At 67.9% G+C, this 20563-nt stretch carries 15 protein-coding genes; 7 read left to right on the forward strand and 8 right to left on the reverse strand.

Going from position 1 to position 20563, the window contains the following annotated elements:
- Positions 1 to 29 precede the first annotated feature (29 nt).
- Positions 30 to 944, forward strand: coding sequence for a LysR family transcriptional regulator (locus tag AB4120_RS12110; protein WP_187645225.1), 915 nt, complete (start codon positions 30 to 32; stop codon positions 942 to 944).
- Positions 945 to 988: 44 nt separating this feature from the next.
- Here the strand turns inward: AB4120_RS12110 and AB4120_RS12115 are convergent, their stop codons facing one another.
- From AB4120_RS12115 to AB4120_RS12145, 7 genes are all read right to left on the reverse strand, one after another.
- Positions 989 to 2023: a hypothetical protein gene (locus AB4120_RS12115; RefSeq protein WP_149138867.1), complete on the reverse strand. Its 1035-nt coding sequence runs from the start codon at positions 2021 to 2023 to the stop codon at positions 989 to 991.
- A 186-nt stretch (positions 2024 to 2209) separates the two neighbouring features.
- On the reverse strand, positions 2210 to 6067 hold the full coding sequence (locus tag AB4120_RS12120) for an autotransporter domain-containing protein (RefSeq protein WP_441642292.1): 3858 nt from the start codon (positions 6065 to 6067) through the stop codon (positions 2210 to 2212).
- Between the two features lie 390 nt (positions 6068 to 6457).
- Entirely contained in the window at positions 6458 to 7276 is an 819-nt protein-coding gene (locus AB4120_RS12125) for an enoyl-CoA hydratase (protein WP_149138864.1), read from the reverse strand.
- A 26-nt stretch (positions 7277 to 7302) separates the two neighbouring features.
- The gene (locus AB4120_RS12130) at positions 7303 to 8718 is read right to left on the reverse strand and encodes an aldehyde dehydrogenase family protein (protein WP_441642293.1); all 1416 of its coding nucleotides are present in this window, start codon (positions 8716 to 8718) and stop codon (positions 7303 to 7305) included.
- Positions 8715 to 9485: an enoyl-CoA hydratase/isomerase family protein gene (locus tag AB4120_RS12135; RefSeq protein WP_149138863.1), complete on the reverse strand. Its 771-nt coding sequence runs from the start codon at positions 9483 to 9485 to the stop codon at positions 8715 to 8717. The genes AB4120_RS12130 and AB4120_RS12135 overlap by 4 nt, the downstream gene beginning before the upstream one ends.
- Positions 9486 to 9487: 2 nt before the next feature.
- Entirely contained in the window at positions 9488 to 11578 is a 2091-nt protein-coding gene (locus AB4120_RS12140) for an acetate--CoA ligase family protein (protein WP_262389755.1), read from the reverse strand.
- Positions 11571 to 12617, reverse strand: coding sequence for a Bug family tripartite tricarboxylate transporter substrate binding protein (locus AB4120_RS12145; protein ID WP_149138861.1), 1047 nt, complete (start codon positions 12615 to 12617; stop codon positions 11571 to 11573). The genes AB4120_RS12140 and AB4120_RS12145 overlap by 8 nt, the downstream gene beginning before the upstream one ends.
- 128 nt (positions 12618 to 12745) lie before the next feature.
- Here AB4120_RS12145 and AB4120_RS12150 point away from each other — a divergent pair, with 128 nt between their 5' ends.
- Positions 12746 to 13654: a LysR family transcriptional regulator gene (locus AB4120_RS12150; RefSeq protein WP_149138860.1), complete on the forward strand. Its 909-nt coding sequence runs from the start codon at positions 12746 to 12748 to the stop codon at positions 13652 to 13654.
- Between the two features lie 142 nt (positions 13655 to 13796).
- On the opposite strand, the gene AB4120_RS12155 is transcribed toward AB4120_RS12150, so the two are convergent.
- Positions 13797 to 14663 (reverse strand): LysR substrate-binding domain-containing protein, encoded by an 867-nt coding sequence (locus tag AB4120_RS12155; RefSeq protein WP_092293593.1) that lies wholly within the window; start codon positions 14661 to 14663, stop codon positions 13797 to 13799.
- A gap of 125 nt (positions 14664 to 14788) precedes the next feature.
- Here AB4120_RS12155 and AB4120_RS12160 point away from each other — a divergent pair, with 125 nt between their 5' ends.
- The 5 genes from AB4120_RS12160 to AB4120_RS12180 all read left to right on the forward strand — a co-directional run bounded on the left by AB4120_RS12160 (position 14789) and on the right by AB4120_RS12180 (position 20508).
- Positions 14789 to 15376, forward strand: a complete 588-nt coding sequence (locus AB4120_RS12160; RefSeq protein ID WP_149138859.1) for a cysteine dioxygenase family protein — start codon at positions 14789 to 14791, stop codon at positions 15374 to 15376.
- Positions 15377 to 15507: 131 nt separating this feature from the next.
- Positions 15508 to 17121, forward strand: a complete 1614-nt coding sequence (locus tag AB4120_RS12165; protein WP_149138858.1) for a rhodanese-like domain-containing protein — start codon at positions 15508 to 15510, stop codon at positions 17119 to 17121.
- A 72-nt stretch (positions 17122 to 17193) separates the two neighbouring features.
- Positions 17194 to 18195 carry a Bug family tripartite tricarboxylate transporter substrate binding protein gene (locus AB4120_RS12170; protein WP_149139384.1) on the forward strand — a complete coding sequence of 334 codons (1002 nt, stop codon included), beginning with the start codon at positions 17194 to 17196 and terminating at the stop codon, positions 18193 to 18195.
- 80 nt (positions 18196 to 18275) lie between these two features.
- On the forward strand, positions 18276 to 19499 hold the full coding sequence (metC, locus tag AB4120_RS12175) for a cystathionine beta-lyase (RefSeq protein WP_149138857.1): 1224 nt from the start codon (positions 18276 to 18278) through the stop codon (positions 19497 to 19499).
- A complete protein-coding gene (locus tag AB4120_RS12180; RefSeq protein WP_149138856.1) occupies positions 19483 to 20508 on the forward strand; it encodes a M14 family metallopeptidase in 1026 nt (341 codons plus the stop codon). The genes metC and AB4120_RS12180 overlap by 17 nt, the downstream gene beginning before the upstream one ends.
- Positions 20509 to 20563 lie beyond the last annotated feature (55 nt).

A 20563-nucleotide genomic window follows, 5' to 3' on the forward strand; every position in this document is an offset into this window, starting at 1 on the left:
TGTATATGTACACCCCCCTCGAACTCCGTGTGTTGACCTCGTTTCTCGTCCTGGCTGACGAGCTCAATTTCACACGCGCCGCGCGGCGGCTGAACATGACCCAGCCGCCACTCAGCCTGCAGATCAAGCAGCTGGAGGCGCAGATCGGTGCCCAGCTGTTCGAGCGCAACAAGCGCAGCGTGCGACTGACACCGGCAGGCCAGGTCCTGCGGGCCGAGGCGGAGAAACTATTCGACATCGAGCACCGCGCGCGGCAAATGGTGACCCAGGCCGATCGCGGCGAGAACGTCGGGCACCTTGGCATCGGCCTGACCGCGATCTCCGCCATCGAACTGGTTCCAGACATCCTGCGGCAGTTCTCGGCGCAGGTGCCCGGCGTCCTGTACTCCCTGCGCGAGACCAGCTCCGAAGCGATGATCCAGTCACTTCTGGGGAACGAACTCGATGTGGCGATCCTGCGACCGCCTGTTACCGATTCCCGCCTGCAGGCGCGACGCCTGATGTCGGAGCCCTATGTCCTGGCCGCACCCGCGAGCCATCCCTTGGCCGGAAAGTCCAGTGTCAATGCGCGTGACCTCGATGGGCAAAGCCTTGCCACGCTCGAACGGCGCTACGGCCAATATGCGCACGACCTGATGATGACCTGGCTGGCGGAGCACAGTGTGGTGCCATCGTGCATGCACGACGGGGCGCGCCACCACGCCATGATGTCGATGGTGGCAGCCGGCGTGGCAGTGTCGCTGGTACCCGCCTCGGCCGCTGCGCAGCCGGTCAAGGGCGTGGTCTATCGACGGATCGCCAATCGGGACGTACCGACCCTGGAGCTGTGGATCGCCTTCCACAAGGAAATCGGCAATCCGCTGACCCGGCCGTTCGTCGAACAGGCGGCGGAGATCGCCGCTGGCTACAAGGTTGATCAGCGGTGCTTCACCAGCCAGATATGAGTCGCGTCTTTCGCGGAGACTGCCCGTTGCCTCGCGAGCTGCCGCTACAGGTAACGTTCGGCTTCTTCCAGCAGCCGCATGCGCGTCAGCATGACGGCTCGTGGAATTCGTACAAGCAGAAAGGTTCTTGTGGCGGGTGGGTCGCCGGGGATGCTGGCAGCGGTGAACTCGAGCGCGTCGCTTGGCGACATGCTGTCCTCGCCCACAACGACATTCATTCGGCTCAGTCTGATGTGGCGGCGTTCGATGAAAAAATAGGATTTCGCGTCGGAAAACGTCTTCTGCAAGGCGAGCAACTGACATTCCAGGGCGTTGACAGAATCCTTCGACACTGACGCAGTGCGCGTATTGGCATCGCCCTCGGCAAGCTGCGCTCGCAACCGCGCCTGCTCGTCGGGATCCGGTGCCGCCGCGCCGCCGAGCATCGCGCGCATGCCCACGCCCTCCCCCTCCCCCTCCAGGAACCGCAACCGCTTGCCGAGCAACGCCATCTCCTGCAAGCGCAGGTCGCGGCCGATACCGCCGGCCGCCGCGCTCGCCAGGCCCTGCAAGGCGAGCTGGTCCAGCATGCGGCCCTCGATCTGCCGGCAGAGTTCGGGCTTGTCGCGCCCACACAAGCGCACCTGGTGGTCGCTGAAATTGATGATCGTCTGCAGCACATCGGTCCGCATGACATCCCCTTCCAGACCCACGCCCAGCGTGCGCTTTTCCGTCATGTCCATACCGAGCACGGCGAACGCCTCCGTTGCATCCGGCGACGTCTCGAAGAATTGCTGCAGATCGGCTGAGCGACTGAAGATCAACTGAACATCATGGGGCGTGCCGAAGCACGCGTGCACGTAGGAATCCGTTGCCCACGCCTGCGGGCTGGCCTCCCGGGGCGCAGGGATGTCGGCGATCAGCGTGCGCACGTAGTCGAGTGCCGTGCCGAGGTGTGGCGCCAGCCTTTGCGCATAGCGCGGCAGCAATCGAAGCCGCGGACTCAGCCGGCAAATTTCCTGGGCCAGCGCCTCCAGCTCCCTGCTGCGGTGCGGGCTGGCACGTCTCCGGCCATTCAATCGCCAGTTCAAGATCCCCATGAACAATGCTCCACTGACATGCGACGCTTACGCGCCGAGTCATCCAGCGCGATGTCCTGAAAGCCTAGGACAAAAGGTCGCGCAGCGCTTGCGCTGCGTCAACGTCAACGTCAACGCGTCAACGTCGGGCGATGGCCCTGGTCCTGCAGGGTGACGAACCGGCCTCCGCGCCGGTACGCCCGGGCCCTAGAACCGCCACCGCAATCCCACCGTCCCGGTATGGTCCTGGTTGCCGCCGCCGAACTGGCCCGTATAGCGCAAGCCGAGCGTGGCCATGGGCGAGATGGCGAAATCGGCGCGCAGTTCGGCCAGGGCCGCGTTCTGGGCAATCGGGGCGCCCGTCACCGTGAACGGCTGGCTGCCGTCGAAGGCCAGCGTGGTAGCCGGGCGTACGTCGCCGAACGCGTGGCGCCAGCCCGCCCCGACGTAGAACGCCGCGTCGGTGCCGCCAAACTGGACCCGCGCGCTGGTGCGCAGGCCGAGCGTGGTGGTGGTCAGCGTGTTGCTGTCGCCAGGGCTGTGCAGGGCCGCCGAGCCGCCCGTCTCCGCGAAGCTGCGCGTGCGTGTGTCGCTCCATGCCACGCCGGCATACGGTTCGAGCTGGGTTGCTGCCGATAGCGGCATGGCGAAGCCGGCTTCCGTGAAGACCTGCGCCGTGCTGGCGTGATAGCTGGCCGTCAGCGACTGGACCGTGCTGCCGCCGAGGCTGGCCTGCCGGTCGGTGTCGGCGTCGTGCCAGCTATAGGCGGTGCCGAACAGCCATTTGAGCTTGCCGCCGCCGAGCGCGAACGCGCGGCCGCCATAGAGCGTGGCGCTGAAGGAATCGGTGATGGCACGCGAGGACCGTTCGCTCACGCGCAGCGTGCTGTTGGCGTAGCCGAACGCCCCGCCGATGCGCCAGTCTTGCCCCACCGCCCCGTCGCCACCCAGATAGAAGCCGCCGGTCTGCTGGCGCACGCGCGCCGCATCGGCGCTCCCATGGAAGTTCTGCCAGTTGCCCAGCACCTCTACCCACAGCGGCTGGGCGGCGGAAATGGGCAACGCTGCGGCCGGCAGGGGGCCGCCTAGCTGGGCGATGGGCGCGCCGGGCAGCATGCCGGCGGACAGGCTGTCGTTCAAATGCGCCAGCGGCAGCGCCCGTGCGCCACCCGCCAGGGTCATCAGACCCGTGGCCACGCTGGCGTGGGCCTCACCGGAGAGGCTGTCGAAGACGGCCGGCGGCGCGCCCTCGGGCAACGTCACCACGGCTTCGTGCACAGGGTTGCTGTCCGGCAGGGTCTCCAGTGCGTTGGCCACGGCACGCTGGTTGCCGGTCACGGCCGCATCGGCAAAGCGCATCGGGCGCGGGGTGCCGCCGCCGGTGCCGCCACCCGTGCCCGGATCGACCGGCGAGACGGGGTCCGTCACCTCCTTGCGCGTAAGCGCCAGCGTGACCTCGTTGGCGCCATAGGTCAGCGTCGGGTCCAGGAACGCGTAGTTCGAGCTGACCGAAGCAAAGCGGCCCTGCACCGTCCCGGCCGTCAGGATGCTGTAGCGGCGCGCGGACGCGAAATTGCCGTCGGGGCCGACATGGACCACCGCCCCGCCGAGCGTGGCCGTACCGCTCACCGCCACGCGGTCGCTGGCCGACGAGGCCGGGTCGGCTTCCACGCGATAGGTTGAACCGGCGGCCAGCATCAGGTCGCCGTTGACGGTCAGCGTGCCGATGGAATTGCCCGGTGCCAGCGTGCCGCCCGATGCAATCACGGTACTGCCCACGCTGCCAGCGCCGCCCAGCGTGGCGCCGTTGTTCACCGTGACCGCGCCGGCCACGCTACCGTTCACGGCCAGCGTGCCAGCGTTCACCTGCGTCGCACCGGTATAGGTATTCGTGCCGCTCAGCGTCAGCGTGCCGGCGCCGATCTTGATCAGTCCGCCGCCGGTGCCGCCACCGGCACCGCCATCCTCGATCGTGCCGCTCACGGTGGTGGAGGTATTGTTGCCGCCCACGGTCAAGACGTTCTGGCCGAGCTGGAAGCGCCCCGCTCCCGCGATGGCGCCGGCGGTGATCCGGTGGTCGAAGGCCGGACCTGACGTGCCCGAGAAATCGACCCAGCCCCCCGCATCCGTCACCAGCGAGGCGTTGCCGGCGGTACTCCAGCCCCAGAACTCGGTGTAGCTGCCACTGCGGGTGGTGACCTGGCTGTTACCGCCGGTGCTGCCCTCCTGGAACGACATCACGCCGCCGTTGTTGACGATCGTCGCATTGGCCGCCGTGCTGCTGCCGAGCAGGTACGTGAACCCGCCGAGGTTCGTCACCTGGGCATTGCCGAGCGTGCCGGCGCCGTACAGGTTGATGTAGCCGGACCGATTGACGACCTGCCGGCCGCCCAGGTCGAAGCCGCCGTTCAGGCGCAGCGTTGCGCCGCCATCGACACTGACCGAGCCACTGCCCAGCGCGCCGTTGACGTTGGCGATCAGCATGCCGGCGTTGACCTGCGTGCCGCCGGCGTAGGGGTTCACGGCGTTCAGTTCGAGCGTGGCGTTGCCGGTCTTGGTCAGGCCGCCGGGGCCGTCGATGACGCCGTTGTGCGTCAGTGTGCCATTCGTGACCTCGAAGGTGCCGCCGCCCGCGCCGAGCGTGGTGGCGCGCGCGGTGGTCATGGCGGCGGTGGTCCGCAGCGTGCCGCCGTTCAGACCGAGCGTGCCGGCTGCTGCGCCAAGGTTGGCGTCGGAGGCAATCGCCAGCGTACCGCCCAGGATTTGCCAGCTCGTGATGCCCGTGTTGCTGCCGCCTAGGGTCCAGACCGACGCACCGATTTTCTCGAAATGCTCGAAGCCACGATACAGGCCGGCGTTGCCGATGCCGCCGGTCAGCGTGAAAGCGCCGGTGTCGCCAGCCAGCGCGAAGGTGTCGTCGGTGCCATAGGCCTCGATGCTCCCCACGACGCTGTTGCCCCAGAACTCGAAACGGTTCGTGCCGCTGAAAAACTGGACAGCCGCCACGCCGGGGCCGCCTGCTACGATGGTCCCCTTGTTGACGATGGTCAGGTTGCTGCCGCGCACGCCCACGCCGGAGCCCCCCGTAGTGCCGTTCGCGGCCTGCGAAGCGTTGTAGTTCATGCCGCCCACGCCACCGGCGCCACCCGCCCCACCCGCGATCGTGCCCTCGTTCAGCAGCGTGGAGCCGCCGGCCAGTTCCATGCCGTTGCCGCCCCTGCCGCCGTTGCCGCCCGCGCTGCCGTAGAGGTCGTAGACGCCGTCGCCGCCGTTGCCCCCGGCCCCGCCATTGCCACCCGCCACCACGGCATTTGCTTCGATATGTACCGTGGCCGCGCTGGTCACCGCCATGCCGACACCGCCGTCGCCGCCGTTGCCGGCGCCCTGGAGGCCCGCCATCGGCTTCGACCCGCCGCCATTCCCGCCATTGCCGCCCCAGCCGCCGGCCACCCGGCCGCCCGCCTTCACCACAATCTCGGCACCGCCCGCGTGGCTCAGGCCGTATCCGCCTTCGCCGCCGCCGCCGCCCCCCCCCTGATACGCAGGCGGCAAAAACGAGCCGTCATTGCCTCCGTTGCCACCTTTGCCGCCGTTGCCGCCGAACACGCCGCCGGAGATGGTGGTCGGCACGGCGCCCGTCACCATGCCATCCGCGCCACCCCCGCCGCCGCCGCCACCGCCGCCTGTGAGCAAGGCATTGTCGAAGTTACCGTCGCCACCGTTGCCGCCGAACTGACCTGGCGCGGTACCCGCTGCGCCCGCCAGCCCCTGCGGCGTTGCCTGGGACGCGTTGATGCCGCCCGCCCCACCGGCCGCGTAGCGCCCGCCGCCCCCGCCACCAGTGCCGTCGCCATCGGGCACGGTCGGTCCACTCTGGCCAGCCTGGCCCGAAGTGAAGCCGCCCACCCCGCCCGGCAGGTTAAGGCTGTAGCCCCCGACGCCACCGTTGCCGCCAGCGGCCTGCGCCGACGACGCGGAAAGGGACATCATGAGGATGGCAACCGCGCCGGCAATGGCGCGCAGGCACGGCTGTTCACCGGCGGCGAGGCTCGAATGTCTTGTCATGCGGATTTGCGGCCGGCCAGGCCGGCGACCCTATTCCCTGCGCGGCGGCCAGCGGCTTGCCGGCTATGCGCGCGCTTTCATTGTTTTAATGTGCGGGCGGGCGCCCGTGCGAACCTCAGTGGCGTCGGCGAAAAGCCGAAACGCCGCACGAGACTGGCCCCCTCGGGGTGGGATTTTCGCAATTCTGCGGCGGGAAAGATACGCCGGCGTGGCATGAACAGGCCTCAGACGACACATTTCGTGTCACTTTTGAGACACTCGGCTCGGCATCTTGACGCCGTTGTCATCGTCCTTGGCGAAGCGGGTGTTCTGAGGCCCGGGAAGCCAAGGACGAGATTGCAGGGCTGGCGCGAACGCCACGACGCCGCTCGCTGAGGCGGCGGCCTTCCGTCACCGGCCGGAGAACCGGGCGGGCCTGCGCTCGATGAAATGCGCAACCCCCTCCGTAAAATCCTCGCTCTGGATGCTTTCGAACATCTCGGCATTGGCAAGGCGCGTGGCCTCGGCCAATGACTGGAACGGCTGCTCCCACAGTTGGCGCTTCATCACGCGGATGGAGCGGGGCGAAACGTTCTCGGCCAGGTCGTCGGCGTAGTCGAGCGTGGTTGCCATGAGGGCGTCCGCATCGACCACGCGGTCGACCAGGCCGATCCGCAGCGCCTCGTCCGCCAGCACCTTGCGCGCCGAGTACAGCAGGTCAGCCGCATGACCGGCGCCGACTACGCGCGGCAGCAGCCAGGAGATGCCGTGCTCGGCGATCAGGCCCCTGCGCGCGAAAGCGCTGCTGAATGCGGCGTTGGCACCGGCGAAGCGCATGTCGCAGTACAGCGCGAACACCAGCCCCAACCCCGCTGCCGCACCATTGATGGCCGCGATCACGGGCTTGCGCATGGCCGGAAAGTAGCCGTAGCGCGTCTGGTAGTCGGCGCGCCGGTTCATGTCGAACGGGCGCATCCACTGGGCGGCACGGATATCGCCGGGCGGCAGCACTTCGAGCTCGTTGATGTCCATGCCGGCGCAGAAGCCCTTGCCGGCTCCGGTCAGCACCACCACGCGCACGTTGTCGTCGCGATCGACGGCCTCCATGGCGTCGCGCAGCTCGGCCTCCATGACCTTGGTCAGCGCATTGAGCTTGTCCGGCCGGTTCAGGGTGACCACGGCGATCCGCTCGCTCTTCCCCGCGCGAGCAACGGTAACCTGACTGTACATATTGCGATTCCTTTTCGATGTCGTGATTAGGGAAGCTGAACGGCTCTCGGCTCCAGGAACTCCTCGAGCCCATACACGCCGCCTTCCCGCCCCACACCGGACATGCCGAAGCCGCCGAACGGTGCGGCGGGATTGAACCGGGCGCCGTTGACGTCCACCTGCCCGGCCCGCAGGGCGTTGGCAACCGCTTCGCCGGCACTGTCATCGGCAGCCCAGACTGCGGCGGCCAGCCCATAGCGCGTGCCGTTGGCCAGGGCGATGGCCTCGTCGACACTGTCGTAGCACAGCACCGCCAGCACCGGCCCGAAGACCTCCTCGTTCGCCAGCCGGCTCTCGGGGGCGACGTTGCCGTAGATGGTCGGCGCGACGAAATAGCCGGTTGCCGGCACCGGCGCATCGGGGCCGCCGGCGATCCGGTCGAAGCCTGCCTGCTCCGCTTGGGCGATATGCGCCTGTACGCGCTGACGCTGCACAGCCGACAGCAAGGGACCGATCCGGGTGTCGCCCTCGGCGGGATCGCCGAGTTTCATCGCGGCCACGGCCTCCGCCAGCAGTGACCGGCATCGCGGGTAATCCTCGCGTGCAACGATCAGCCGGGTGGTCGCGCTGCAGGTCTGCCCCGAATTGAGGAAACATGAACTGACCGTCGCCTTGACCGCCCTGGCGAGATCCGCGCCCGGCAGCACCACGGCGGCCGACTTGCCACCCAGTTCCATCGACACGCGCTTCATATCGCCGGCCGCCTGCGCAGCGACCTTGCGACCGACCGCCGTGGAGCCGGTGAACGACACCATCTGGATGTCGGGGTGCGATACCAGCGCCTCGCCCACCTCCGCGCCCCCCAGCACGAGATTGAGCACGCCGGGCGGCAGTTGCGCCTGCTCGCAGGCGGCCATCAGCCGCTCGGTCACCGCCGGGGCCAGCTCGGAGGGCTTCAGGACCACCGTGCAGCCGGCCAGCAGCGCCGGCGCCAGCTTGGCCGTGATCTGATGCAGGGGGTAATTCCACGGCGTAATGGCGGCCACCACCCCGACCGGTGCCAGCGTCACGCGGGAATTGCCGATCGTGCGGACAAAGGCGAACGTATCGGCCAGCGCCGCCGTGGCGCGCCACGCGGCGATCGGCGCATCCACCTGGATGCGGCGCGACAGCTTCAGCGGCATGCCGACTTCGCGCGAGATCTCAGTGGCCAGTTCCGCTGCGCAGCCTTCCAGCGCGTCGGCCAGCGCGAGCAGGTACGGCGCCCGCCCGGCTGCGCCCAGCGCCTGCCAGCCGGGCTGCGCCCGCACGGCAGCCGCCACGGCTGCGGCCACATCCTCCGCACTGCCAAGACTCACCTCGCCCAGCGGCGCTTCGGTCGACGAATCATGGATGCGCACTGACGCGCCGGCGCGTATCGGGCGACGTGCGCCGTCTATATAGTGTTGGGTCCACTGCTTCACTGCGACTCCCTTGTGTTGCGTTTTTCGAGGAACGCAGCCATCACGCGCTGCGGTTCACCGTCGGCATAGCATTCAAGCTGCGCGCGGATGCCGGCGACACAGGCCTCATCGAAACCAGGCTGCGTCATCGCGCGGAAGCGCTGCTTGGACAGGCGTACGGCGGTGGGCGGCAGCGCCGCGAGCGACCTGGCCTGGGCGAGTGCCTGCGACATCAGTTCGGCCTCGCCGCAAAGCGCGGTCACCAGGCCAATGTCGAAGGCGCGCTGGCCATTGACCAGTTCGCCCGAGAGCGACATCTGCACGTTGTGGGTGTGCCCCACATGCAGCGTCATCAGATAAGACCCGACGATGCTGGCCAGCCCCGCCTTGACCTCGGGCTGCCCCCAGCGGCTGTCGGCGGTGGCGAGCCGCCAGTCCGCGCACAGCGCCAGCTGGAAGCCCGCGCCTGCGGCAACGCCCCGCACGGCGGCCACGCAGGGCTTGTCCAGGTCGCGGACGGCCTGGTACATCGCCCGCTGCCGGTTCAGCCAGGGCACGAGCTGCTGCCAGGTCACCGTGGCCGCCTCATCAAGATCCTGCCCGGCGCAGAAGGCCCGCTCGCCGGCACCGGCCAGCACCACGGCGCGCACCGAAGAATCGGTGTTGAGCCGGCCCAGCGTTTCGATAAGCTCGCCGCGCAGGACGTCGTTGACCGCGTTCATGCGGGTCGGCCGGTTCAGCGTGACGATAGCGATGTCACGATCGTGTTCAACGCGTACGGTTTGCATTGTCAATTCCCCTTGAGTTCCACCACGGCATCGACCGCCATGACCCCTTGGCCGGCCGCCATCACCATCAGCGGGTTGATATCGACCGATACCAGCGCAGTGCGATGACGCAAGGCCCAGTCGCCGAGCGCGACAGCGGACGCCGCCAGGGCATCCAGATCGAGCGCCGGGATGTCCCGATACCCATCGAACAACGGCGCCAGACGCAGCCGCGCGCAGGCCGCCTTGACGTCTTCGGCCGTGAACGGCGCCAGCAGTGTCACGACATCCTTGCGGAGTTCAAGCAGCGTGCCGCCCTCGCCGATCATGACCAGCGGCCCGAACAGGGGATCGACCGAAACGCCCAGCGCAAATTCATGCCGGCCCTTGACCATGGTCCCCACGACCACCCGTGGCGATGCCACGCCGAGCCGCCGTAGCGTATCGAGGCAGTCCTGCGCGGCCCGGGCCACGCTCGCGGCATCGGTGAGCCGAAGGTGCACGAGGCCATGCTCGCTCTTGTGCGGGATATCTGCCGCACAGCCCTTGACCACCACGGGCATCCCGCCGAGCGCCTTGAACGCCGCCAGCGCCGCCTCCACGCTGTCACACAGCCGGTGCGGCACGGCCGGCACGCCAGCTTCGGCGAGCAAGGCCAGGCTGTGGGCCTCGTCCTGCAAGCCGCTGCCGTCGAGCCGCTGCGCATCGGGCCAGCCCGGCGTGGGCGCCCCCTCGGCCAGCCGCTGGTGCGCGGCGTACTGGGCGAGCGCGCCAATGGCATCGGCCTCCGTGACGAATGCCGGCACGCCGTGCCGCTCGAAGACCTCGCGGACGGATTGCTGCGGCGCGCTGACCACCAGCGGCTTGGCCCGGTCCGCGCTGAACGCCGCGGCGTCGCACGCCAGCGCCTCGACGTCGTAGCCGGGGCCTGCCACCGGGATGCCGACCATCACCATGTCGGCCTGCGGATCGGCGCCCAGCGCATGAAGTACGCGCGGGAACATGTCGCCCTTGCCCAGCAGCGCCGCCGTCATGTCGAGCGGATTGCTGGCCGTACCGAACTCGGGCAGGATCCCGCCCAGTTCGCGCAGCGTTGCCGGCTGGAGTTCGGTCAGCGGCAGATCGTGCCGTTCGGCCAGATCGGCCGCCATCACGCCCACCGCGCCGCTATGGCTCATCACCACCGTGCGGCCCTGCCCCGGGTGGCGCTGCTGCAAGTACAGCGGCACCGCACGGACCAGTTCGCCGATGTCGCGCGCACGCCATATGCCGTGCCGGGCCAGGAACGCATCGATGGCAGCATCGTTGCCGACCAACGCACCGGTATGCGAGGCTGCCGCCTTCGCGCCGCGCTGGCTGTTGCCGGCCTTGATCGCCACGATGCTGGCCCCGCGCGCTCGCGCCACCTGTGCCGCATGGGCAAGCTGGGCCGGGTCGGACACCGATTCGAGATAGACCAGGATCAGCCGCACGTAGGGGTCCGCCGCCACGGCGGCTGTCATCGTGCAGGCGTCGAGATCGGCGTCGTTGCCGGTTGCCACCAGGTAGCGCACGCCGTAGCCCGCCTGGCGCAGCAGCGCATAAGGCATGACGCTCGCCGCGCCGCTCTGGCTGATGATCGCGATCGGGCCGTCCTGGGGCGCCACCTCCATGAACATCGTCGAGAAATTGAGCACCGCGCCGTTGGCGAAGTTAGCCGTGCCTTGCGCGTTCGGGCCGACCACCCGCATGCCGCTGGCATTGGCCACCGTCACGAGTTCCTGCTGCCGCTGGCGCCCCGCCTCGCCCGTTTCGGCAAAGCCGGACGCCATGATGACGGCGGCCTTGACGCCCGCCGCGCCGCACTGGCGCACCTGCTCTAGCGTGGCATCGCCGGACACGGCAATCACGACGGCGTCCGGCGTCTTGCCGATCGCATCGAGCGTGGGGTAGGCCCGATAGCCCTGGATGACCTCGCGCGCCGGGTTGACCGGAAACACCTCGCCCGCGTAGCCGAAGGCGCGCATGTAGTGGATCGGACGCCCGCCCACCTTGTTGGGGTTGTCCGAGGCGCCGATCACGGCCACCGAGGCCGGCGAGAACAGCGCGTTGAACGTTGCGGAGGTCTCAGTCAAGGGTCGCTCCCGAGGCCTTGACCACCGGCGACCACTTGCCCGCGTCATGCTCGATCATCTTCGAGAAGTCGGCCGGCGTACCCGGTAGCGGCCGGGCGCCCAGTGCGGCGAGCTGGCTCTGCACGTCAGCCTGCGCCAGCACGGCCTGTAGTTCGCTGTTAAGGCGGCGGATCACGTCTGGTGGGGTGCCCTTCGGTGCCGACAGGCCGAACCAGATCGTCACGTCGAAGCCCGGCAGGCCTGCCTCCGCAATCGTCGGCACCTTGGGCAGCGCTTCCGAACGCGTCGCGCCGGTCACGCCAAGCGCCTTGACCTTGCCGGTGGAGATGTACTGCACCTGGCTCGATACGGTGTCGAACATCATCGAGATGCGGCCGCCCAGCAAATCGGTGAACGCCGCCGCCGAGCCCTTGTACGGTACATGGACGATATCGATGCCCGCCATCGACTTGAACAACTCGCCGGACAGGTGGTTGGAGCTGCCGTTACCGGCCGAGCCGAAGGTCAGCGCGCCCGGCTTCTGCCTGGCCAGCGCCACCAGTTCCTTGACGTTGCTGACCGGCAGGCTTTTCGGTACCACCAGCACGTTGACCGTGGCGGCCACCGAGCCCACGCCATCGAACGACTTGAGCGGGTCCACCTTCAGCGAGCGGTAGAGCCACGGGTTGATCGCCATGGTGCCGGTGGTGGAAAAGAACAGCGTGTAGCCGTCGGGGGCCGCCTGTGCGGCGGCCTCGGTGGCGATGGTGCCGCCGGCCCCGCTACGGTTGTCGATCACCACGGGCTGTCCGAGTTGCTGCGACAGGTGCTGGCCAATCAGGCGCGCCATGGCGTCCGTGGGTCCGCCGGCCGGAAACGGCACCACCAGGCGGATCGGCTTGGCGGGATAGCCGGTGGCGGCGGTAGTGGCGGTAGTGGCGGCGGTAGTGGCGGCGGTAGCGGCGCCGCTAAAGCCGACCAGGGCGGCCGGGGCGGCTGCCACCAGCAAGGCGCATAACGGCCGCCGGAATGCGCGAAGCGCAGCGGAAAAGCACGGCATGTTGTCTCCATTTATGTCGTAAGCCCTCTCTGCGGTGAGGGATGACCTCAGTGTATGGAGTCCTGGCCTAACGCAAAAGAGTATGATCAGCGATATCTGATATCGACTTTTTAGATGGATCGAACGGCGTGAACCTGAAACAGCTCGAAACCGTGGCGCTGGTGGCGGAAGTGGGCTCGCTGTCACGTGCGGCGCGCTCGCTGGGGATTGCCCAGTCGCTGGTCAGCCGCGCCATTGCCCAGATCGAGGCGGAATGGGGTGACCGGATCTTCGAACGGACCGGCCGGGGTGTGGTGTTGTCGGAATTCGGCCAGCGGATCTTCCCGCATGTCCAGTTGCTGCTGGCCCAGTCGGCCCGGCTGCGCGACGAGGTCAAGGACGCCTCGGGCGTACCGTTCGGACAGGTCAGGATCGGGGTGCTGCCGTCCATGGCGCCACGCCTGATACCCACATTGTTCGAGAATCTGCGCGCCACGGCGCCGGGTGTCCGGCTGCGCGTGGCGGAAGGGTTCAGCGGACAACTCGACGAGGAACTGGAATCGGGCCATCTGGACCTGGCGGTCATCAATCGCTATGGGCCCGGCCCCCGCCAGGGAGAAGACGTGCTTGCGGAGGTGGCCACTTATCTGATCTGCGCGCCCGGGCATCCGCTCGCCGGGGCGCCGACGGTGCCGTTCCGCAAGCTCGATGGCCTGCCGCTGGTCCTGCCACCGGCCCCGAACGGGCTGCGATCGATTCTCGACCAGCATGCGCGCCAGCTAGGCGTCTCGCTGGACGTGGCACTGGAAGTCGAATCGCTGAATACGATGAAGGAGGTTGCGCTTGCGGGTGGCGCGCTGACTATCCTCCCGATCCTCGCCGTGGATCACGAAGTGGCCGCCGGGCGCCTGTCCGCCGTCGAGATTGTCGAGCCGAGCTTGCCACGGACCATTGCCCTGGGCGTCACGCGGCATCATCCGCTGTCCCGGGCGGCACGACTCGTTCTTGCCCGACTGCATGAGTTGGTGCCTGAGGTGGCAAGCCACCCGCATGGCTAGTGGCCCCCTGCCGCAAGTCAAAACGTCCCCATCGACAGATAACGATAGTCAGTCTTCTTCGTTGGCATGCCCGCGCCGCGCGCCTACGATGATGCCTTCCTCATTCCGGCACCGGCGGCACCGCCGGAGTCGCGGGTAGCGGTCACGCGCTGACCAGCCCGCGCTGCAGGGCTGTTTTGAGCATCGAGAAGACATGACGCGCGACGGGATTGACCGCATTGGGACGTGCCCAAAGGTAATAGGTGACATCGGGCAGCCGCGGCAGGCCGTCGGCCTCGCCAAGGATGCGCATGTCCGCCGCCAGCAGGTCGATGCTGCGCGCGGTAATCCCCAGCCCGCCGCGCAGCGCCGCCTTGATGCCGATCAGGCTGGGCGCCAGATACGCAATGCGCCACGGCACGCCGGCCTGCGTCAAGGCTTCGAGCGACAGCTTGCGGAACAGGCTCGGCTCGTCGGCCAGGATCAATGGCACCGCCGTACCACGCTCGTAGACAAAATCCGCCGAACAGACCCAGATCGTCGGCGTGGTCCGCAACACGATGCCGTCGAGCGTGTTGTCCTCGCGCGTGGAAACGGTCAGGTCGATCTCCCCGCGCCGCAGCGAATCCATCAGGAACGGGCTGCGCCCCACGTGGATTTCCAGCCGCAGGGCCGGCGAGGATCGCGCGATGTGCGACAGCAGCCCCGGCAGGATGGTGTCGGCCACGTCATGCGGCGCGCCGATGCGCAGGGAGCCGGTCAGGTCGCCCTCGCGCAGCATGCGCAGGGCTTCGTCGTTGATGGTCAGCAACTGCCGCGCGTACTCCAGCAGCTTCTTGCCGTGCCGCGTCAGGTGCTTGCCACGCCCCTGGCGCTCGAACAACGGCAGCCCGATCTGCTCCTCCAGCCGCTGCATCTGCTGGGTCACGGCCGATTGCGTGCGCTGCACGGTTTCGGCGGCCGCGCCAAAGGTCTCGTGGTCGGCAATGGCCACCAGGGTACGCAGCAAGTCCAGGTCAAGATTACGCATTCATTAGACCTGCTAATGGATTTTCGTTGCGCATTAAGTGGTTTTCAGGACAGGTGTTCATTACAGTGAAACACGAAACACCGTTCTACCCGTCAAAAACAACGATTGCAAGGATTGATCGCATCATGTCCATCGCACAACAGCGCCAGGCAGCTGTCGGAGACACCATTGAATCCATTAGGAACATCGTAGACAAAGGCGGCGTTACCCGTGCCAGCCTGGCCGATGTCCTGACCCAGGTGGAAGACCTGGCCGCGCGTACCGAACTGTGGGCCGAAGCCGATTACCCGCCGCCGGAGCCCGGCGAACGGCAGGCGCGCTACCTGATTGCCGAGGACCCGGACAAGTCCTACGCGCTCTACCTGAACGTCTTGCGTCCCGGCAAGCGCATTCCGCCGCACAACCACACCACGTGGGCCTGCGTGGCCGGCGTCAGCGGCGTGGAAATCAACGATGTCTACTTGCGCACGGACGATGGCAGCCAGCCCGGGGTGGGCACGCTCGAGCATGCGCGCACGGTGGTGGTGGGGCCGCGCAACGGCATCGCCCTGCTGCCGGATGACATTCACTCGGTCGAGATCCGTGGCGAGGGCATCATCCGCCACCTGCATATGTACGGCCGTGCGCTGGAAACGCTGACCGACCGGCTGACGTTCGACCTCGAGACCGGACGCTGCCAGATCATGACCGTGGGCGTACAGACCCGCCGGTAACCCCAGCCGCCCCAGCCACCGGGGGGACTTGAGCCAGACAAGCCAAGGCTGACAGCCCCCCGACTCCTGAGACACAGCACGCCGCAATTTCCTCTCCGCGGAGAGGACGGCCCCCTATCGCCCGGAATTTCATGAGCCATCCACACTACACCGCTGTCGACGCCGCCACCCTGAAAGGCTGGCTGCACGATGCCGACGAAATCGCGCTGTTCGACGTGCGCGAACACGGCCAGTACGGCGAAGGCCATCCGTTCTACGCCGTGCCGCTGCCATTCAGCCGTCTGGAACTCGATGTCGGACGCCTGGCGCCGCGCACCGACGCGCGCATCGTGCTGGCCGACAATGGCGACGGCGTTGCGCAAGCCGCCGCCAATGCGCTGGCACGGCTCGGCTACACGCATCTGTTCGTGCTCGACGGTGGCATGCCGGCGTGGCAGGCCGCCGGCTACACCCTGTTCGCCGGGGTCAACCTGCCCTCGAAGACGTTCGGCGAACTGGCCGAGCATCACTACGGCACGCCGCGCGTCTCGGCGGCGGAACTTGCCGCGATGCAGGCTGGCCCGAACGCTCCGGTTGTTCTCGATGGCCGCCCGATCAGCGAATTCCGCAAGATGAACATCCCGGGTGCCATCTGCTGCCCCAATGGCGAGCTGGCCTATCGCCTGCGCGACCTGGTGCCCGACCCCACCACGCCGATCGTCATCAATTGCGCGGGACGCACGCGCAGCATCATCGGCGCGCAGTCGCTGATCAACGTCGGCGTCAGCAATCCGGTCTACGCGCTCGAAAACGGCACGCAGGGCTGGTATCTGAACGACTTCACGCTCGAACACGGCGGTACGGCGCGCTATCCGGACAACGCCTCACCACGCGATCTGGACGCCGCGCGCGATGCCGCGCAGGCGCTGGCAACGCGCTTCAACGTACCACGCGTCACCACGGCGCAGGCCATCGCCTGGCTGGCGGACCCGGCGCGCACCACCTACCTGTGCGACGTGCGCACGGCCGAGGAATTCGCCGCGCAGACCCTGCCCGGCGCGCAGCACACGCCAGGCGGCCAGCTGATGCAGGCCACCGACCAGTACGTCGGCGTACGCCGGGCGCGACTGGTGCTGTTCGACGCCGAGGGCGTCCGTGCCACGGTGGTGGCGAGCTGGCTGCGCCAGATGGGCCACGACGCCGTGGTCCTCGACGGCGGACTGCAGGCCGGGCTGGCAGCGGGCGTCAAGGCTGCACCAGGGCCCGCGCATGGCGCCATCGCCTCGGAGACCGTCAGCGTCGCGGCACTGGCTGCCGGTCTCGCGGACCGGTCGATGCTCGCCGTCGATCTGCGCGCCAGCATGAGCTTCCGCGCCGGCCATATCGCCGGTAGCCAATGGACCACGCGCGCGCGACTGGCGAGCGACCTGCATGGCGTGCCGCACGACACCACGCTCGTGCTCGTTGGCGATGCCGAGGGCGCCGATCCGGCCGATATCGCCGTGCGCGACCTGCATGCGCTCGGCTATTCCGATGTGCGGCGCCTGCAAGGCGGCGTGACCGCATGGCGTGACGCCGGCCTGCCGATTCACCAAGGCGCCGACACCCTGCCCGATGCGCGCTGCATCGACTACCTGTTCTTTGTGCATGACCGCCACGACGGCAACAAGGCCGCGGCACGCCAATACCTGGCGTGGGAAACGGGCCTGATTGCCCAGCTGGACGCGCAGGAACTGGCCACGTTCCATTTCCCGCCCATCGACTGATTTCGCCTCACCCCCTGCATCGCCACCCTAAACCTGCCATAGAAGAACGAGGTCCGCCCCATGTCACGCCCGATGTCATCCCGTCTTTCTCAGTACCTGGTTGCAGCACTCGCCGTCACCACCGCTGTGACGACCAACCTTGCGTCGGCCCAGCAGCCGCTGGCACCAGTGAATGGTTTCCCGACGCAGCCGCTGCGCATCGTGTCGCCCTTCCCTGCCGGCGGCGGCAACGACGCCGTTTCGCGCGTGGTGGCCACGCGCCTCTCGCAGGTGCTGGGCCAGAGCGCCGTCACCGACAACCGTGGCGGCGCGGGGGGCAACATCGGCACGCGCTATGTGGCGGAAGCGAAGGCGGACGGCTACACGGTGCTGACGTCACAGGTGTCGATCATGGCGGTCAACCCGACGCTCTACCGTTCGCCCGGCTTCGACCCCATCAAGCAGTTCATCCCCGTCACGCAAATCAACGCCGCGCCGCTGGCCATCGTGGTATCGGCCAACGCCCCGTGGAAGACCTTCGAGGAACTGGCCACCCAGGCCAAGGCACAGCCGCAGAAGATCACTTACGCCACGCCCGGTAACGGCACGCTGTCGCATCTGGTAGGCGTGGTGCTGGACAAGGACAGCAATGTCTCGCTGCAGCATGTGCCCTACAAGGGCGCTGGGCCGGCCATCAACGACCTGCTTGGCGGACAGGTGGATGTGCTGATCACGTCGACGTCCTCGGTGGCGGGCTTCATCCAGACCGGCCGCATGCGGGCATTGGCCGTCACCAGCCCGCGCCGTCTCGGGGTATTCACCAAGGTGCCGACACTTGAAGACCTGGGCTATCGCAATGCACGCTTCGAGGACTGGTACGGCTTCTTCGTACCGGCGGGTACGTCGCCGGAACGCGTGGCGCTGCTGAATCGCGCCATCGTGCAGGTGCTGCAGATGCCGGACGTGGTCAAGACGATCAACGAAGGCGGCAGCGACGTCGTGGCCAACACGCCGGAGGCATTCGCGGCGCAGCTGAAGCAGGACATCTCGCGCTGGTCGCAGATCGTCAAGCTCTCCGGCGCGCACGTCGACTGATCCAAGCTCCCGTATTCGCACAACAGGGCACGGTCCTTGCGACGCCCCGTACAACCATGAGCCATCCCCACAGGCCAACCATGACGTCATCGCTCCCTACCCGCCTTGCACATGCCGGACGCACGCATGCCGTGCAAGGCGGCCAGCCCGTGAACCCGCCTGTGGTGCGCGCCAGCACCGTCCTGTTCGAATCCGTGGCCCAGCAACGCGAAATGCGTGCGCGCCGCGATACCGAGCGGCTATTCACCTACGGCGCGCGCGGCAATCCGACCAACTTCGCGCTGGAAGACATGGTGACCATGCTCGAAGGCGGCTATCGCACGCGGCTGTTTCCCTCGGGCCTGGCCGCTGCCGCGATGACGATCCTCGCCTATGTGCGGCCGGGACAGCACGTGCTGCTGCCCGACTGCGTCTACGAGCCCGTCCGCAACCTGGCCAATGGCTTCCTGCGCCAGCACGGCATCGCCACCGACTTCTACGCGGCGGATGGGTCCGATCTCGACGCGAAGCTGCGGCCCGAGACGCGACTGGTCTATGTGGAAGCGCCCGGCTCGCTGGTCTACGAGATGTGCGACCTGCCCGCGCTGGCCGCCCGCGCCCACGCCCATGGCGCGCTGGTTGCGGCGGACAACACCTGGGGCTCGGGCCTGCTGTACCGGCCACTGGAACTGGGTGCCGATATCTCGCTGATGGCTGCCACCAAGTATCTCGGCGGCCATTCCGACGTGATGATGGGCACCGTCTGCACCACCGAGGCCGCGTGGCCGGCACTGGCGACAATGGCCGACGCCTTCGGCATGACGGTGAGCCCGGACGACGCGTATCTGGTGCAGCGCGGTATCCGCTCGCTCGGCGCCCGTCTGGCTCAGCATCAGCAGAATGCACTGACGGTGGCCCTTTGGCTGCTCGATCGCCCCGAAGTGGCCGACGTCTTCTGCCCCGCCCTGCCGCACGATCCCAACCATGCCCTGTGGCAACGCGACTGCCACGGCACCAATGGCCTGCTGTCATTCACCTTGCGCTCGCAGGCACCGGTGGCGCCGGAGCGGTTCGTCGACAGTCTCACGCTGTTCGGCATCGGCGCCTCGTGGGGCGGTTTCGAGAGCCTCGCCGTGCTGGCCGACATGCGCCGCGCGCGCAGCGTCACCGACTGGGCCGCCCATGGCACCGTGATCCGCCTGCACATCGGCCTGGAAGGCGTATCCGACCTGCTGGCGGACCTCGACCAGGCCTTCGCCGCCATTGCCGATATTGCCGACATTGCCCTCACACCTCAGGAGTCTTCCCATGCCCATCATCGGTGACTGGCTGCGCCAGCAATCCGGCCCCGCCCGCATCAGCGGGCAACTTCCCGTTGGCTCGATGGCCTCCGGGATGTCCGTCACGCTGCCTTATGTCGCGGTGCGCGGCGCACAGCCGGGCCGCACGCTGTGGCTGCACGGCCAGGTTCATGGCGATGAAATCAACGGCATGGTGGCCGCGCTGCGCTTCGCGCGCAGCCTCGATCCCGCCACCCTGCGCGGCAATGTCGTGGTGACGCCCACGGGCAATCCGCAGGCGCTCGACGCGCGCCGCAAGCGCAATCCCTACGACGAACTCGATCTCGACCAGACCTATCCGGGCAACGCCGGCGGACTCGTGTCCGAGCGCCTCGCCCATGCACTGATGACCGAGATACGCGGCGTGGCGGACGTTCTGATCAACCTGCATACGATGAACCCGCTGTTCGACGCACGGCCCTACACGGTCTACAAGGTGCACCCGGACAGCCGCGTCACCGAGGCCGATGTACTGGCCGCGATGGCACCGTTTCATCCGCATGTCGCCTGCCAGCAGGACGTTGGCGGCAAGGGCGAACTCCCCGGCAATATCGCCGGCGCGCTCGACTACCAGTGCCTGGCCGCCGGCATCTGCGCGTTCATGCTCGAACTGGGCAGCGGCAGCCGCTTCGAGGCCGACAACATCGACGTGGCAGAAACCGGCTTCCACACGCTGGCCGTGCAGATGGGCTTGCTCGATGCCACCCCAGCCAGACCGGCCAGGCCAGCCGCCACCAGCCTGCGGCGCGTCAGGCGGCGCGGCTGGATCACGGCCGACGAAGGCGGCCTGTTCCTGCCGGCAGCGCGCGCGGGCGATCTGGTGCCGGAAGGCGCGTCGATCGGCGACACGCTGAAGCTCGACGCATCGCTCACGCCAGTCAAACCGCTGTCACGCGATGGCGTGCTGATCGGCCTGCGCAGCGATCCCGTCGTGCATACCGGCGAACGTCTGGCGTTCGTGGCCTGGGAATGGGACACGGTGTCCGTCCCCTGATCCTGCCGCGCCCCCATGTGGCGAAGTGAAATTTGACTGTTCCATCGGAGTTTGA

Source organism: Cupriavidus sp. 2KB_3 (assembly GCF_052115685.1).
In the GTDB taxonomy this organism is placed as follows: domain Bacteria; phylum Pseudomonadota; class Gammaproteobacteria; order Burkholderiales; family Burkholderiaceae; genus Cupriavidus; species Cupriavidus campinensis.